This window comes from Halorubrum sp. ARQ200 (assembly GCF_005435115.1).
In the GTDB taxonomy this organism is placed as follows: domain Archaea; phylum Halobacteriota; class Halobacteria; order Halobacteriales; family Haloferacaceae; genus Halorubrum; species Halorubrum tropicale.
The window spans coordinates 73,181-86,328 of the sequence record NZ_SGTZ01000007.1; the positions used below are offsets into that span (position 1 = coordinate 73,181).

The following is a 13,148-nucleotide window of genomic DNA, read 5'->3' on the forward strand; positions in this document are numbered from 1 at the left end:
GCCGGTCTCCCCTACGGTATGGCGGACTGTCCACTCGCCGACGACTGCCCCAGCTTCGACGAACGGATCCAGGGGATGGGGTGTCAACACTACGGCAACAAAGGCGGCGCGGAGTGGTGTAACCACTACGACATGCCGATCTACGAGCTGAAACAGCAGCCGGTCCAGCCCGGCGAGGCGGTCGTCGTCGAGGTCGACGACATCCACGAGAGCGGCGCCGGCGTCGGCCGCACCGACGACGGGTTCATCGTCCTCGTCGACGGGCTGCTTCCCCCGGCGCGCGCCGAGGTCAAGATCCACCGCGTGAAGTCGAGCCACGCGACGGCGCAAGAAGTGGTCGAGCGCCTCCCGGACGACCCGGACGAGGAGTCCGACGGCGAGGCCGCGGACGGCGACGAGGGGGACGACGAGGACGCGGACGACGAGCGCAGCCGCCGCGACCGCCCGGACCGCGAACGGCTCGGCAGCCGCGAGAACTTCTGGGGCAAGTGACGGCGTCCCGGGGGAGCCCCGCCCCACGGACAGTCCGGACGCCGTCGATTCTCCGCGCGACACGCGCCCGTCTCCGCCCGCCCGCGAATCCGCCGTTTTTTGACGGCCCGGCCCGTCGGTGACCACATGGTGGCAGACGAGGAGCGGCCGGATCCGGCGGACGTCGACGCCGATTCGATCCTGGAGCGAGCCGGCTTCGACGCCGACGAGAGCGTGCTCACCCGTCGGCAGGCCGAAGTGCTGGCGCTCCGCGAGCGCGGGCTCCGGCAGTCGGACATCGCGGACCGCCTCGGCACCTCGCGGGCGAACGTCTCCAGCGTCGAGGCGAGCGCCCGCGACAACGTCGAGCGCGCCCGCGAGACGGTCGCGTTCGCGGAGGCGCTGTCGGCCCCGGTCCGCGTCGAGATCGACGCCGGGACCGACCTCTACGACGCGCCCAAGCGCGTGTACGACGCCTGCGACGAGGCGGGCGTGAAGGTGAACCAGACCGCGCCCGAGCTGATGAAGTCGATCGGCGACCGCGCGGGCGACGCGGTCCGCGGCCGAGAGGTCCGCAACCGGCTCTTCGTGACGGTCGCCGCCGACGGACGGATCCGCGTCCGCCGGCCGTAGCCGCTCGTTTCGCCCGCCGGCCGCCCCGTTACTCCCCGTCGATCCGCTCCGCGACGCCGACGAGCGTCGCGCCCGCGGTGACGGTCGCCTCCCGCGCGACCGAGTACGCGATCCCGTCGCGGTCGGCCCGCGCGACCTGGAGCGTCTCGAACGTCGTCGGGTCGAACACCTCGCCGACCCGCTCGCCCGCCGCGACGCGGTCGCCGACGGCGAGGTCGGGCTCGGGGACGAACAGCCCGGAGTCGTCGGCGATCACGCGGCCGAGGTGGTTGCGCGCCACGACGCCGTCCCACGGGTCGGGCTCGCCGCCGAGCAGCCCCTCGCGTCGGAGGACGCCGAGGGTTCCCGCCACGCCGGTCTCGACCGCCCCGGGCACGATCTCCTTGCTGTGGGCGAGCTCGGGCGTGATCGTCGGGATCCCCTCGCGCGTGGCCGCGACGCGGAGCTTCCCGGCGAAGCCGCGCTCGGCCCACTCGGTGTCCGCGTCGTCGCCCGCGGCCTCCGCGAGCAGGAGGTCGGTGCCGAACGCCTCCGCGAGCCCGCGGCAGGCGTCGTCGCCGCGCATGTACACCGTGTGCGTCGCCATCGACGGCGACCCGGTGTGGAGGTCGACGATCGCGTCCGCCTCGCTCGCGAACGCCCAGAGCCGGGACGCCATCCGCTCGTGGAGCGACCCCTCGGGGTCGCCGGGCCAACAGCGGTTCATGTTCGGCTGCCGCGAGTCGAGCGACTCCGGCGTCGTGTACGAGGCGCGGTCGAAGGTGAGCGGGTCGGCGACGGGCACCGTCACGAGCGTCCCGTCGAGGTCGGCGGCGCTCGGTCCGTCGGCGCGCTCCGCGTCGCCGGTACCGGACCCCTCCGCCGCGTCGCCCGTGAGCCGGTCGTGGAGGCGCCGGAGGACCGCCGTCCCGTTCACCTCGCGGCCGTGCTGGGCCGCCTGCGCGTACACGACGGGACCGTCGCCCGGCGCGTCGAGGACGGGGCCGTCGTCGCCGTCGACGAGCCGCCCCTCGCCGTACGCGTGGACGGTCGTCCGGATCGGTACGCCAGAGGGGAGCCGCGCGAGGGTGAGGGTACGACTGGTGTGCACGGTTCGGATCGGGGCGGCGCGGAGTTATACGTCCGGGGTGCGAGCGCGACGCGGTCGCCCCGGGTCGCCGGCCGCGGCGGCCTCGACCGCGGACGCTAAGGCCGTGGCCCGCGCATCTCGTCCCATGCGGGTCACCCTCCTCGGGACGGGCGACACGACGGGGACGCCGACCGTCGGCTGCGACTGCGACACCTGCGAGGCGGCCCGCGAGCGCGGGGTGTCGCGGTCGCGCTTCTCCGTCCACGTCGCCAACGAGCGCACCGGCGAGTCGCTGCTCGTCGACTTCAGTCCCGACTTCAGACAGCAGTTCCTCGCGGCCGACGTCCCCCTCCCGGACGCCGGGCTCGTGACGCACATCCACTTCGACCACCTCGACGGGCTGGGGAACGTCTACCGGCTCGTCGACGGGCTCCCGGTCCACGCGCCGAACGAGACGGACCCCGCGACCGACGAGAGCGTCGCGGAGACGATCCGGCGCAAGTACGACTACCTCGAAGACCGGATCGGCGTCCACGCCCGCGACCCGTTCGAGCCGTTCGAGACCTGCGGCTTCGAGGTGCGGTTCGTCCCCGTCGACCACCCGCCGCTCGTCTGTTACGGGGTCGTGATCGAGGACCCCGAGACGGGCGCGACGCTCTCGCTCACCGGCGACACCAGCTACGACGTGCCGGAGCGCTCCCGCGACGCGCTCGCCGGCGCGGACCTCCTGCTCGCCGACGCCATCGTCCCCGCGTCGCTGTGCGAACACCACCCGATCGGCGGGCGCCACGAGGGGCCAGACGGCGTCCCGCGGACCTTCGGCACGAAGCACATGACCCGGGAGGGGGCGCTCGCGCTCGCCGACGAGCTCGACGCCGACCGCACCCGCCTGGTCCACCTCGCGCACTACTACCCGGCCGACGAGGCGTTCGCGGAGCCGCTGGCGGTCGACGGCGAAGTGTACGAGCTGTGAGTCACGGCGCGCCGCGGGCTGTACCCTTTTGTCTCGCTAGCGCCTATCGCGCGTAGATGGCCGCGACGGACCGCCTCCGGACCGCGCTCGACCGCGTAGAGCCGCCGCCGCGCGCGGTCGACTGGTCGCTGTTCGCGTTCGTCGTCGCCGAGGCGCTCACCGGGCTGGTCTCGTTCACCGTCGGCGTCCCCGAGGGGTGGCCGCTGTTCTGGCTCCACCGCGCGCTCGGCGTCGGCATCGTCGCGCTGCTCGCGTGGAAGCTCGCGCGCGTCCGCCGCCGGCTCACCGACCCGAACCTGTGGCGGCGGTCGACCGCGCTCTCCGCCCTGACGCTCGTCGCCGCCGTCGGCGCCATCGGGACCGGGGTCGCGTGGGTGTTCGGCCTCGACGTGCGGATCTCCTACTGGACGCTGCTCTCGGTTCACGTCGGGTTCGGCCTCGCGCTGGTCCCGCTCGTGGCCGCCCACGCGTCCACTCGGTTCCGGCTCCCGCGCCGCGTCGACTTCGAGCGCCGGCGCACCGCCGTCACCTACTTCGCGCTGCTGGCGGCCGGCGGCGCGACCTACCGGATCCAGCAGGGGGTCAACGACGCGCTCGACACCGCCGGCGCCGACCGCCGGTTCACCGGCTCGCAGCCGCGCGAGGGCGCGGGCAACGGCGCCTTCCCGATCACCTCGTGGGTGGCCGACGACCCGGACCCCATCGACCGCGACGACTACCGACTGACCGTCGCGGGGCTCGTCAGCGACCCCGTCGAGCTGACCGCCGACGAACTGGCGGCGGGCCACGAGACGGAGGCGCTGCTCGACTGTACGAGCGGCTGGTACACGGTCCAGGAGTGGGGCGGGATCCGCGTCGGCGACCTGCTCGACGCCGCCGGCGACCTCGACGACGACGCGGCGTACGTCCGGTTCACGTCCGTGACGGGCTACCGCTGGAGCCTCCCGATCGAGGAGGCCGAGGACGCCCTGCTCGCGACGCACGTCGGCGGCGAGCGACTCTCACACGGCCACGGCGCGCCGGCGCGGCTGGTCGCGCCCGACCGCCGCGGCTTCCAGTGGGTGAAGTGGGTGACGCGCGTGGAGGTCCGCGCGGAGTACGACCTCGGGCAGTGGGTGGTGACGCTGGTGAGCGGGTTCGACTGAGCCCCTTCAGACGAAATCGAAATCGAGTGCGTCACGAATCCCGTCGACGGTGAAGTCGGTGTCCGACACGGCGAGCCGTTCGTCTTGTGCGACGGCGGCCCCCGCGATGAAAGCGTCGCGGGCCGCGAGGGGATCTCCTCGATCACGGAGCGCATCCTGAAGCACCGCCGCTTCGAGAGCGACTGCCGCCGACGTATCGATCACATCTATCCAGTCCAGCGCCTCGTCGACCGCGCCGAGGTCCGTCGCTCCCGACTTGAACACCTCTCCTTGATACACTTCGAACAGCACGAGCGGCGGTGCGACCGCACGCTCGTCAGCGTGAGACTCGACATACTCGACGGCGGAGGATCGTCCCGCGAGGTAATCGATGAGGACGCTACTATCGTACAGGGTCACCGCGAGTCGACCCCGCGTTTCATCTCCCGGCGTTTCTCTCGGGCGCGCTCCGGCGCGTCGCTTCCCTCCCACAGGCCGGCCCCGGACCGGATATCCTCGCGGCGCTCGCGAAGCAACCGCGTCAGCAGGTCGTCGAAGGTCTCGTCGTCGCCTTTCAGTGAGGCGAGCGCGGCGTGTGTCTCCTCGTCGACGCGGATGCTCTTGCTCATGTCTACTCGTATACTACCTCGTATACAATATCCTTTCGCCGCTGTTGTCGTTCGTCCCTTCGATCAACGCTACTCGTACTCGCTGCCGACGACCTCGCGGATGCGCTCCGCGGTCACCTGCCCGACGCCGTCGACCTCCAGGAGGTCCGCCTCGCGCGCGGTCATCACGGCCTCGACGGTGCCGAAGTGCTCCAGGAGCGACCGGGCGGTGACGGGACCGATGTCGGCGATGGAGGAGACGACGTACTCCTGCTGTTCCGCGCGGGTCTTCGTCGTCTTCTCGCCGTGGACGCTCACCTCGCGGTCGCGCGTCTCCTGCTCGCGCCCGGCGATGGTGGCGAGCAGCTCGGTGGTGTCCGCCTCGTCCTCGGTGCGGAGCACGCTCACGTCGAAGTCGACCGCGAACGACGCCAGCGCGCCGCGGATCGCGTTGGGGTCGATGTCGCGCTGCCCGTAGAGGTTCGTGCCCTCGACGACCATCACGGGGCGGGCGTACGCCCGCGAGAGCTCGCCGACCTGCTCGAACATCGAGCGGTCGGCGTCGAGCATGGAGTCGACGAAGTCGGCCGCCGACTTGCGCTCGACGGCGACCCGGTCGGAGAGCACGTAGTCGCCGACCGCGAGCGTCTCCAGCCGGGTGACGAGCCCGTCGCGCGTCGAGAGGTCCTTGGCGATGGAGGAGTCGAGCTCGCGCTGGTCGACGACGACCTCGACGCCGTCCTCGACCCCGGCGGTCGCGACGACGCCGTCGTCGTCGGAATCGGCTGCGGCCTCCTCGCTCTCGCCGGTGGCGTCGCCGTCGCCTTCGTCGCTCTCGCGCACCGCCTCCGCGAAGTCGGTGAGGCCGGCGTCGCCGCCGTCGTCCGCGCCGGTCTCCCCCTCGCCGCCGGCGTCCTCGGTCGACTCCGCGTCCCCGCCGGACTCGTTTGTGAACGCGTCGAGGCCGGCCTGTCCGTCGTCGCCGACGGAGTCCTCGATGTCGTCGGTCGCCGCTTTCAGCTCCGCGAGCTGGCTGGCCATCTCCTTCTCGCGGCGGCGCGAGATCCAGAAGAACGCCTCGTCGCGGGTGTCCTCGGCCATCAGGACGACCACCTTCCCCTCGGCCTGCCGGCCGGTTCGGCCCTTGCGCTGGATCGACCGGATCGCGGTCGGGACGGGCTCGTAGAAGCAGACGAGGTCGACCTCGGGCACGTCGAGCCCCTCCTCGGCGACGGAGGTGGAGACGAGCACCTCGAACTCGCCGGCCTTGAACTCGTCGAGCGTCTCCTGCTGCTGTTTCTGGGTCATCCCGTCGGAGCCGTCCTTGTCGCCCTGCCCGACGAACTTCCGCACGTCGAAGCTCGCGGAGAGAAAGTCCACGAGCGCCTCCGCGGTGTCGCGCGACTCGGTGAACAGGATGGCGCGCTCGCCGCCGTCGATCCCGAGCGTCTCGGCGAGCAGGATCCGGGCCTTCGAGAACTTCGGGTGGAGCCCGTCGAACGACTCCGCCTTCCGCATCGCCTCGCGCACCTTCGGGTCCGCGACCATCCGCTGGCTCGCCTTCGAGGCGCCCGAGGAGCGCGCGGCCTCGCGCTGTCGCTCGAAGTAGCGCCGGACCGACTCGACCGACTGCGTCTCGACCAGCTCGGTCGCGCGCCGGAGCTTCATCACCTCGGCGTGGGTGCTCATCCCCTTGTACCCGTCAGACTGGTCGTTGTCCATCATCTGCTTCAGCTGCCCCCGCATCTTGTTGAGGTCCTTCTGCGAGAGGTCGGGGTTCGTCGTGTTCGTCACCCCGAGCCGCTTCAGCTTCTCTAACCGGTCCGTGATCACCTCGTTGAGGGCGTCGCGGATCGCGAGGACCTCGTCCGGGAGGGTGACCTGCTCCCACTGGACGTCGGTGTCGTGCGTGTACTCGTCGACGTCCGCGTCCTCCTCGGTCATCACCTCGACGTTGCCGAGCCCGAGGTTCTCACAGACCGTCTCGATCTCCTCGGTGTCGCCGCCCGGAGACGCGGACATGCCGGTGACGAGCGGGTCGGCCGCGTCGGCGTGGTACCGCTCCGCGATGTAGACGTACGCGTAGTCGCCGGTCGCGCGGTGGCACTCGTCGAAGGTGAGGTGCGTCACGTCCGCGAGCGAGATCCGGTTGCCGACGAGGTCGTTCTCGACGACCTGCGGGGTCGCGATCACGACCCGCGCGTCGTCCCACAGCGCGGCGCGGTCGGCGGGCTTTACGTCGCCGGTGAACACGACGATCTCGTCGTCCGGAATCTGCAGCGCCTCGCGGTAGAAGTCTGCGTGCTGCTGGACGAGCGGCTTGGTCGGGGCCAAAAAGAGCGCCTTCCCGCCCGCCTCGCGGAGCCGCTCGGCGGTGACGAGCAGGCTGACCGTCGTCTTGCCGAGGCCGGTCGGCAGACAGACCAGCGTGTGTTCGTCGGCGGCGGCGTCCGCCAGCTGGAGCTGGTACCGGCGTCGCTGCAAGAACCCGTCGACGAGCAGATCCCTGTCGATCCCGGCGGCCTCGGTCGCCATCGGCGGTGCTTCGCCGCCGTCGGCCTAAAGCCTTCGCGAAGCGGGGTGAAAGTTATCCGTCGGCGGAGCGCTCCTCGCGGAGCTCTTCCGGAACGTCCTCGTCGACCAGCTGTGCCCACTCAGCGAGCCGGTCGCCGGATCGGGTTTTCGCACTCATCACGCGACGGATCTCCGTGATACGTCTTAACAGTTGCCCCGATTCTACATGATTTAGCACGGGTCCGGCCGGATCTCGCCGGTCGGTCGACCGCGACGCGCGCCGCCTCCGGTCGGAGGGGCCCGCTCGGCGCTCGGGCCGACTCGCACGCCTTTTACCGCTCACGCGCCTCCGACCGCCATGAGCAACCTCGACGAGTTCCTCGCGGGCGAGCGGCTCGACGACGTGGTCTTCTACCTGAGCGACGAGTACCTCGACGACGACTCCCGGCTGCGCGCGGTCGGGACCGAGACGGCGGGCGGCGTGCGACTGATCCTCGACGGCGAGACCGGGCGGTCCGCGTTCCAGGCCGGCACGGGCATGGGCGCGATGGAGTTCGCGAAGACGGCGATGGACGCCGACGGCGAGATCGCGCGCTCGCTCGACGACGGGGCGTGCCCGTTCGCGGACGACGCCGACGCCGACGACCACGCGATCCGGTTCGTCTTCGCGTTCGCGGAGGCGCAGAACGAGGAGGTCGGCGGCCTCTACGCCGAGGGCGACGTGGTCCACGCGTACGCCCACTGCACGTGCGGCGAGAGCTACTCGCACAAGTGGGTGATCGGCGACCGCGACGACTGAAGTCTGGGCGAGCGCACGGTGCGCTCGCTGCGCGCGGCGGCGCGTTACTCCCCGTCGGGGGCGTCGTCTTCCGGCACGGCGCCCTCGACGAGCGACTGGTCGCCGTACTGCTCGCGCAGGTCCTTCTTCGAGAACTTCCCGGTGGCGGTCTTCGGGACCTCGTCGATGAACTCCACCGCGTCGGGCACCCACCACTTGGGGTAGTCGTCGCGGAGGCCGGACTCGATCCGGTCGACGAGGGCCTCGCGGTCGACGCCCTCGGCCACGACGACGAACGCCACGGGCCGCTCCTGCCAGCGCTCGTGGGGCACGCCGACGACGGCCGCCTCGCTGACGCCGTCGTACGCCATGATCGCGTTCTCCAACTCGACGCTCGATATCCACTCGCCGCCGGACTTGATCACGTCCTTCGTCCGGTCGACGAGCTGCATGTAGCCGTCCTCGTCGACGGTGACCACGTCGCCGGTCTTCAGCCAGCCGTCGACGAACTCCTCCTCGTTGGCCTCGGGGCGCTTGAAGTACTCCTTCGTGACCCACGGGCCGCGGATGCGGAGCTCGCCGAACTCCTCGCCGTCCCACGCGATCTCCTCGCCGTTCTCGTCGATGACCTCGAACTCCAGTCCGGGGGCGACGAGGCCCTGCTTCGAGCGCTTGTTCACCTGCGTCTCGTAGTCGGCGTCCCGCAGGTCATCCTTGAGGTGCGAGACGGTACCGATCGGCGACAGCTCCGTCATCCCCCACGCGTGGAGCACCTCGACGTCGCGCTCGTCGTACCACTCTATCAGCGCCTGCGGCGCGGCCGCGCCGCCGATGATCACGGTGTCGAGCGTCGAGAGGTCCACCTCGTTGCCCCCCTCGATGTACTCGCGCAGGCCGAGCCACACGGTCGGTACGCCCGCGGAGATGGTGACGCCCTCCTCCTCGATCAGCGCCGCGAGGTCGGCCGGGTCCGGCGACGGCCCGGGGTAGACGTGCTTCGCGCCCGCGGCGGCCGCGGTGAACGGCATCCCCCACGCGTTGACGTGGAACATCGGGACGACGGGCATCACCACGTCGGAGTCCTCCATCGGGATCCCCTGCGGCGTCTGGGAGGCCATCGTGTGGCTCCACAGCATCGACTGGGTGTACTCGACGCCCTTCGGCTTCCCCGTCGTGCCGGAGGTGTAACAGAGGCCGGCGGGCTGGTCGCCGTCGAGGTCGGGCCAGTCGTACTCCGTCGAGTGGTCCGCGATGAACTCCTCGTAGGCGGGCGCGTCGAGCGCGTCGATCCCCTCGGAGCCCATGGCGACGAAGTCGACGCCCTCGAACTCTTCCGCGCCCTCCGCGGCGCCCGCGATCTTCTCGGCCAGCGACGGGTCGACGAAGACGATCTCGTCGTCCGCGTCGTCGACGATGTACCGGATGTGTTCGTCCGGCAGCAGGGGGTTGATCGTGTGGAGCTGCGCGCCCGTGTTCGGGACGCCGAAGTACGTCTCGAAGTGCCGGGTGTGGTTCCAGCAGAACGTCGCGACGCGGTCGCCGCGCTCGATCCCGTGGTCGTCCAAGGCGTTCGCCAGCTGCGCGGTCCGGCCGGCGTACTCGGCGTAGGTGTGCCGCGTCCGCCCCTCGTGGGTGCGCGAGACGATTTCCGTGTCGGGGTACAGTCGTTCCGCGCGCCACATGAACGGTCGCAGGGTCTGAGCGTGTCCGCCTGGCATACCTCTCACACCACGCGGTCGGGAACTATGAACGTTATCATGATTGATCGTGATTGTAGGACGCGGGCGACCCCGACGCTGATCGGTGCGATGTCGCTGCCGCCACGGAGAACACCGCCAAAGTTTCAGTTACTCGATAATACGTAGCTGCCGCCACGGAGAACACCGCCGAAGCCCCTGTCGTGAGGACTCGCGCGGCTCGTTGTCGCCCGAAAATCGAGGATTTTCGGGATGACGAGAGAGCTTTGCTCTCTCGAACCACGCGCTTCAGTCGCTCACTTCGTTCGCTCCTTCCAGTGCCGCCGGCGGCTCCGCCGCCGGCTGCCCGTGGCGCGTCGCGCCACGCTGCTTACGTCGCCGTGCTTCGTCCTCGCGACTGCCCCTTCGAGTCCAGCCCCGCACAGCACCTCACGCCTCCACAGCCTCGTCAGCCGCCGTCGCTTCGCTCCGGCGACTGACTCCCTCGCGCGCGCTCCTCGCGGCCGCCGGAGGCGGCCACTCGGAGGCGCGCGCCACCGCATATGGGTTCAAGGGGACCGATTCGGACGATTACCCCCGGAACAGGCTCGCGTGGACGGGCGCGTGGTCCGAGTCGGGGCGCGGGTCGTCGCCGTCGTCGCCGCCGTCGTCGGAGACGGCGCGGCCGTCGACGCCGTCGGCGAGGAAGTCCCGGACCGGCGGGCCGACGTGTTCGGGCTCGACGAGGAACGCGTCGTGGCCGTGGTCGGAGTCGACGACGTGGTGCGCGACCGGCACGCCCGTCTCGCGGAAGGCGTCGGCGAGCGACCCGGACTGCTCGACGGTGAAGTGCCAGTCGGCGGTGAAGCTCATCAGCAGGGCCTCGCCCTCGAACGCGCCGAGCGCGCCGGCGTCGGTGCCGTGGCCGGCGGCGAGGTCGTACTCGTCCATCGCGCGCGTGAGGTAGAGGTAGCTGTTCGCGTCGAAGCGGTCGCCGAACCCCTCCGCCTGGTAGTCGAGGTACGACTCCACCTCGCGGTACGGGAAGAAGCCGGCCGTCGGCTCCGGCGGCAGCCCGAGGTCGCCGTCCTCGCGCGTCAAGGAGTCGCGACCGGCCGACCGGCGCCCGAACTTCCGCTCCATCGACGCCTTCGAGAGGTACATGACGTGCCCGATCTGTCGGGCGATGGCGAGCCCCTCGGTCGGGTCCGGCCGGTCGTCGCCGTAGTAGTCGCCGCCGTTCCAGTCGGCGTCGGCGCGGATCGCCCGACGCGCGACCGCGTCGAGCGCGAGGCACTGCGCGTCGAGCCGCCCCGCGGTCGCGATGGCGACCACGCGGTCGACGTCGTCCGGGTACCGCTTCGCCCACTCCAGGGCGTTCATCCCGCCGACGCTGCCCCCGACGACAGCGCGCAGCCGCCCCACCCCGAGGTGGTCGAGGAGGCGGCGCTGCGCGCGCGCCCAGTCCTCGACCTGGACCGGCGGGAACGCGGTCCCCCACCGGTCGTGGTCGGGCTCCTCGCGCAAATCGAGGTCCGCCGGCCGCTCGCTGGCGGGGCCGGTGGTCCCGTAACAGGAGCCGGGGACGTTCGCGCAGACGACGTAGTACTCGGTCGCGTCGATGGCCTTCCCCGGCCCGACCACGTCGTCCCACCACGCGCGGGCCTGCCCGGCCGTCCCGGCGTCGCGCTCCGGCTCGGGCGACCGCGCGACGTTCTGGCTCCCCGTGAGCGCGTGGCAGATCAGCACGACGTTGTCGCCGTCGAACTCGCCGTGGGTCTCGTAGGCGACCTCGAAGTCGGGGACCGACTGGCCGCACTCGAAGGTGAACTCGCCGAGCTCGGCGACCCCGTGGTCCGTCGGGACGGCGCTCATTTCAGCTCCCCTCCTCGGCTCCGACCGCACGCTCGCCCGCCGCCAGCCCCGCGTCGAGGTCGGCGATCACGTCCTCGGGGTCCTCGATACCGACCGAGAGCCGGAGCATCTCGGGGTAGACGCCGGCGTGCCGCTGTTGATCTTCGTCCATCTGCGCGTGCGTCGTGGAGGCCGGGTGGATGACGAGCGTCTTCGCGTCGCCGATGTTCGCGAGGAAGCTCGTCAGCTCGACCGACTCGCAGAACGCCTTGGCGGCCCCGTAGCCGCCGTCGACGCCGAAGGTGACCATCCCGCCGAAGCCGTCGAGGTACTCGGCGGCGTTCCCGTGGCTCTCGTGGCCCTCGAAGCCGGGGTAGCTCACCCAGTCGACCCGGTCGTCGTCGCGGAGGAACTCGGCGACCTCCCGCGCGTTCTCGCAGTGGCGCTCCATCCGCAGCGGCAGCGTGTTGAGCCCCTGAATCGTCTGCCACGCGTCGAAGGGGGACTGCTGGCCGCCGGTCGGGCGCACGCCGCGCTGGCGGACGACGTTGGCGAACGCGGCGTCGCCGAACCGCTCGACGAAGTCGATCGGGTACGCGGGCGATTGCCCGTCGAGCTCGTCGTAGTCGGCGTCGGGATGGTCCCACGGGAACTGCCCCCCGTCGACGACGACGCCGCCGACCGTGGTGCCGTTGCCGGTGATCCACTTCGTCGTCGACTCCCAGACGACGTCCGCGCCGTGCTCGAACGGGCGGCAGCAGTACGGCGTCGCGAACGTGTTGTCGACGACGAGCGGCACCGCGTGCTCGTGGGCGATCGCGGCGAGCCGCTCGAAGTCGGGCGTGACGAGCGAGGGGTTCGCGATCGTCTCGACGTGGACGAACGCGGTGCCGTCGTCGACCGCGTCCGCGTACGCCTCGTAGTCCAGCGTGTCGACGAGCCGCGTCTCGATCCCGCGGCGGTCCGCGATGCTGGTGAGGTACGCCGCGGTCCCGCCGTACATCTCGGAACTGGCCACGACGTTGTCGCCCGCGCTCGCGAGGACGGTCGTGATCGCGTCGAACGCGGCCATCCCCGAGCCCGTCGCGACCGCGTCCGACCCGCCGGAGAGGTCGGCGATCCGGTCTTCCAAGGCGTTCACCGTCGGGTTCGAGAGCCGGGAGTAGATGTGACCTTCCGCCCGGAGCGCGTACATCTCCGCCGCCGCGTCCGCGTCGTCGAAGACGTACGACGTGGTCTGGTGGATCGGCGTGGCGCGGGCGCCGGTGGCCGGATCGGGCTCGGCGCCGGCGTGGAGACTCCGGGTGGAAAACCCACGTGTCATGTTTGTTGCTCATACGTCTGCAAACTGCTATAACTGTCAGTTACGGCAATTGATGCCCCTTCGCCGGTGACGCCGGGCGTCGCCGGGACCGGGGCCACGCCGCGCCGGGCTCGCGTAGGCCCCG

12 protein-coding genes are annotated in these 13,148 nt (G+C 71.2%); 5 read left to right on the forward strand and 7 right to left on the reverse strand.

Going from position 1 to position 13,148, the window contains the following annotated elements; all coding sequences use genetic code 11:
* The first annotated feature begins 18 nt into the window (after window positions 1-18).
* Together EXE50_RS10250 and EXE50_RS10255 are read left to right on the forward strand one after the other, a co-directional pair.
* Complete coding sequence (locus tag EXE50_RS10250) at window positions 19-492, forward strand: TRAM domain-containing protein (RefSeq protein ID WP_053770438.1); 474 nt, start codon at window positions 19-21, stop codon at window positions 490-492.
* Window positions 493-618: 126 nt separating this feature from the next.
* Window positions 619-1,104 carry a Tfx family DNA-binding protein gene (locus tag EXE50_RS10255; protein WP_053770439.1) on the forward strand — a complete coding sequence of 162 codons (486 nt, stop codon included), beginning with the start codon at window positions 619-621 and terminating at the stop codon, window positions 1,102-1,104.
* A 28-nt stretch (window positions 1,105-1,132) separates the two neighbouring features.
* Here EXE50_RS10255 and EXE50_RS10260 read toward each other — a convergent pair whose 3' ends face one another.
* On the reverse strand, window positions 1,133-2,194 hold the full coding sequence (locus tag EXE50_RS10260; RefSeq protein WP_137705017.1) for a succinylglutamate desuccinylase/aspartoacylase family protein: 1,062 nt from the start codon (window positions 2,192-2,194) through the stop codon (window positions 1,133-1,135).
* Between the two features lie 124 nt (window positions 2,195-2,318).
* Between EXE50_RS10260 and EXE50_RS10265 the strand changes: the two genes are divergently transcribed.
* Complete coding sequence (locus EXE50_RS10265) at window positions 2,319-3,146, forward strand: MBL fold metallo-hydrolase (protein ID WP_053770441.1); 828 nt, start codon at window positions 2,319-2,321, stop codon at window positions 3,144-3,146.
* 56 nt (window positions 3,147-3,202) lie between these two features.
* Window positions 3,203-4,291 carry a molybdopterin-dependent oxidoreductase gene (locus EXE50_RS10270; protein WP_053770442.1) on the forward strand — a complete coding sequence of 363 codons (1,089 nt, stop codon included), beginning with the start codon at window positions 3,203-3,205 and terminating at the stop codon, window positions 4,289-4,291.
* 6 nt (window positions 4,292-4,297) lie between these two features.
* On the opposite strand, the gene EXE50_RS10275 is transcribed toward EXE50_RS10270, so the two are convergent.
* The 3 genes from EXE50_RS10275 to EXE50_RS10285 form a co-directional block, all read right to left on the reverse strand.
* The gene (locus tag EXE50_RS10275; protein WP_053770443.1) at window positions 4,298-4,690 is read right to left on the reverse strand and encodes a PIN domain-containing protein; all 393 of its coding nucleotides are present in this window, start codon (window positions 4,688-4,690) and stop codon (window positions 4,298-4,300) included.
* Window positions 4,687-4,899 carry an antitoxin VapB family protein gene (locus EXE50_RS10280; protein WP_053770444.1) on the reverse strand — a complete coding sequence of 71 codons (213 nt, stop codon included), beginning with the start codon at window positions 4,897-4,899 and terminating at the stop codon, window positions 4,687-4,689. The genes EXE50_RS10275 and EXE50_RS10280 overlap by 4 nt, the downstream gene beginning before the upstream one ends.
* A 69-nt stretch (window positions 4,900-4,968) precedes the next feature.
* The gene (locus EXE50_RS10285; protein ID WP_137705018.1) at window positions 4,969-7,413 is read right to left on the reverse strand and encodes a DEAD/DEAH box helicase; all 2,445 of its coding nucleotides are present in this window, start codon (window positions 7,411-7,413) and stop codon (window positions 4,969-4,971) included.
* A gap of 337 nt (window positions 7,414-7,750) precedes the next feature.
* Here EXE50_RS10285 and EXE50_RS10290 point away from each other — a divergent pair, with 337 nt between their 5' ends.
* Complete coding sequence (locus EXE50_RS10290; protein ID WP_053770446.1) at window positions 7,751-8,191, forward strand: DUF5807 family protein; 441 nt, start codon at window positions 7,751-7,753, stop codon at window positions 8,189-8,191.
* 44 nt (window positions 8,192-8,235) lie between these two features.
* Here EXE50_RS10290 and EXE50_RS10295 read toward each other — a convergent pair whose 3' ends face one another.
* The 3 genes from EXE50_RS10295 to EXE50_RS10305 form a co-directional block, all read right to left on the reverse strand.
* Window positions 8,236-9,888: a long-chain fatty acid--CoA ligase gene (locus EXE50_RS10295; protein WP_121599980.1), complete on the reverse strand. Its 1,653-nt coding sequence runs from the start codon at window positions 9,886-9,888 to the stop codon at window positions 8,236-8,238.
* 549 nt (window positions 9,889-10,437) lie between these two features.
* Window positions 10,438-11,721, reverse strand: a complete 1,284-nt coding sequence (gene metX / locus EXE50_RS10300; protein ID WP_137705019.1) for a homoserine O-acetyltransferase — start codon at window positions 11,719-11,721, stop codon at window positions 10,438-10,440.
* A gap of 1 nt (window position 11,722) precedes the next feature.
* Window positions 11,723-13,024 (reverse strand): O-acetylhomoserine aminocarboxypropyltransferase/cysteine synthase family protein, encoded by a 1,302-nt coding sequence (locus EXE50_RS10305; protein WP_137705020.1) that lies wholly within the window; start codon window positions 13,022-13,024, stop codon window positions 11,723-11,725.
* Window positions 13,025-13,148: the final 124 nt, after the last annotated feature.

Bases quoted from the DNA above. Each gene is read 5' to 3' on its own strand.
- EXE50_RS10250 (WP_053770438.1), top strand. From the start codon at position 19: ATGGCGGACTGTCCACTCGCCGACGACTGCCCCAGCTTCGACGAACGG.
- EXE50_RS10255 (WP_053770439.1), top strand. From the start codon at position 619: ATGGTGGCAGACGAGGAGCGGCCGGATCCGGCGGACGTCGACGCCGAT.
- EXE50_RS10265 (WP_053770441.1), top strand. From the start codon at position 2,319: ATGCGGGTCACCCTCCTCGGGACGGGCGACACGACGGGGACGCCGACC.
- EXE50_RS10270 (WP_053770442.1), top strand. From the start codon at position 3,203: ATGGCCGCGACGGACCGCCTCCGGACCGCGCTCGACCGCGTAGAGCCG.
- EXE50_RS10280 (WP_053770444.1), bottom strand. From the start codon at position 4,899: ATGAGCAAGAGCATCCGCGTCGACGAGGAGACACACGCCGCGCTCGCC.
- EXE50_RS10285 (WP_137705018.1), bottom strand. From the start codon at position 7,413: ATGGCGACCGAGGCCGCCGGGATCGACAGGGATCTGCTCGTCGACGGG.
- EXE50_RS10290 (WP_053770446.1), top strand. From the start codon at position 7,751: ATGAGCAACCTCGACGAGTTCCTCGCGGGCGAGCGGCTCGACGACGTG.
- EXE50_RS10295 (WP_121599980.1), bottom strand. From the start codon at position 9,888: ATGCCAGGCGGACACGCTCAGACCCTGCGACCGTTCATGTGGCGCGCG.
- metX (WP_137705019.1), bottom strand. From the start codon at position 11,721: ATGAGCGCCGTCCCGACGGACCACGGGGTCGCCGAGCTCGGCGAGTTC.
- EXE50_RS10305 (WP_137705020.1), bottom strand. From the start codon at position 13,024: ATGACACGTGGGTTTTCCACCCGGAGTCTCCACGCCGGCGCCGAGCCC.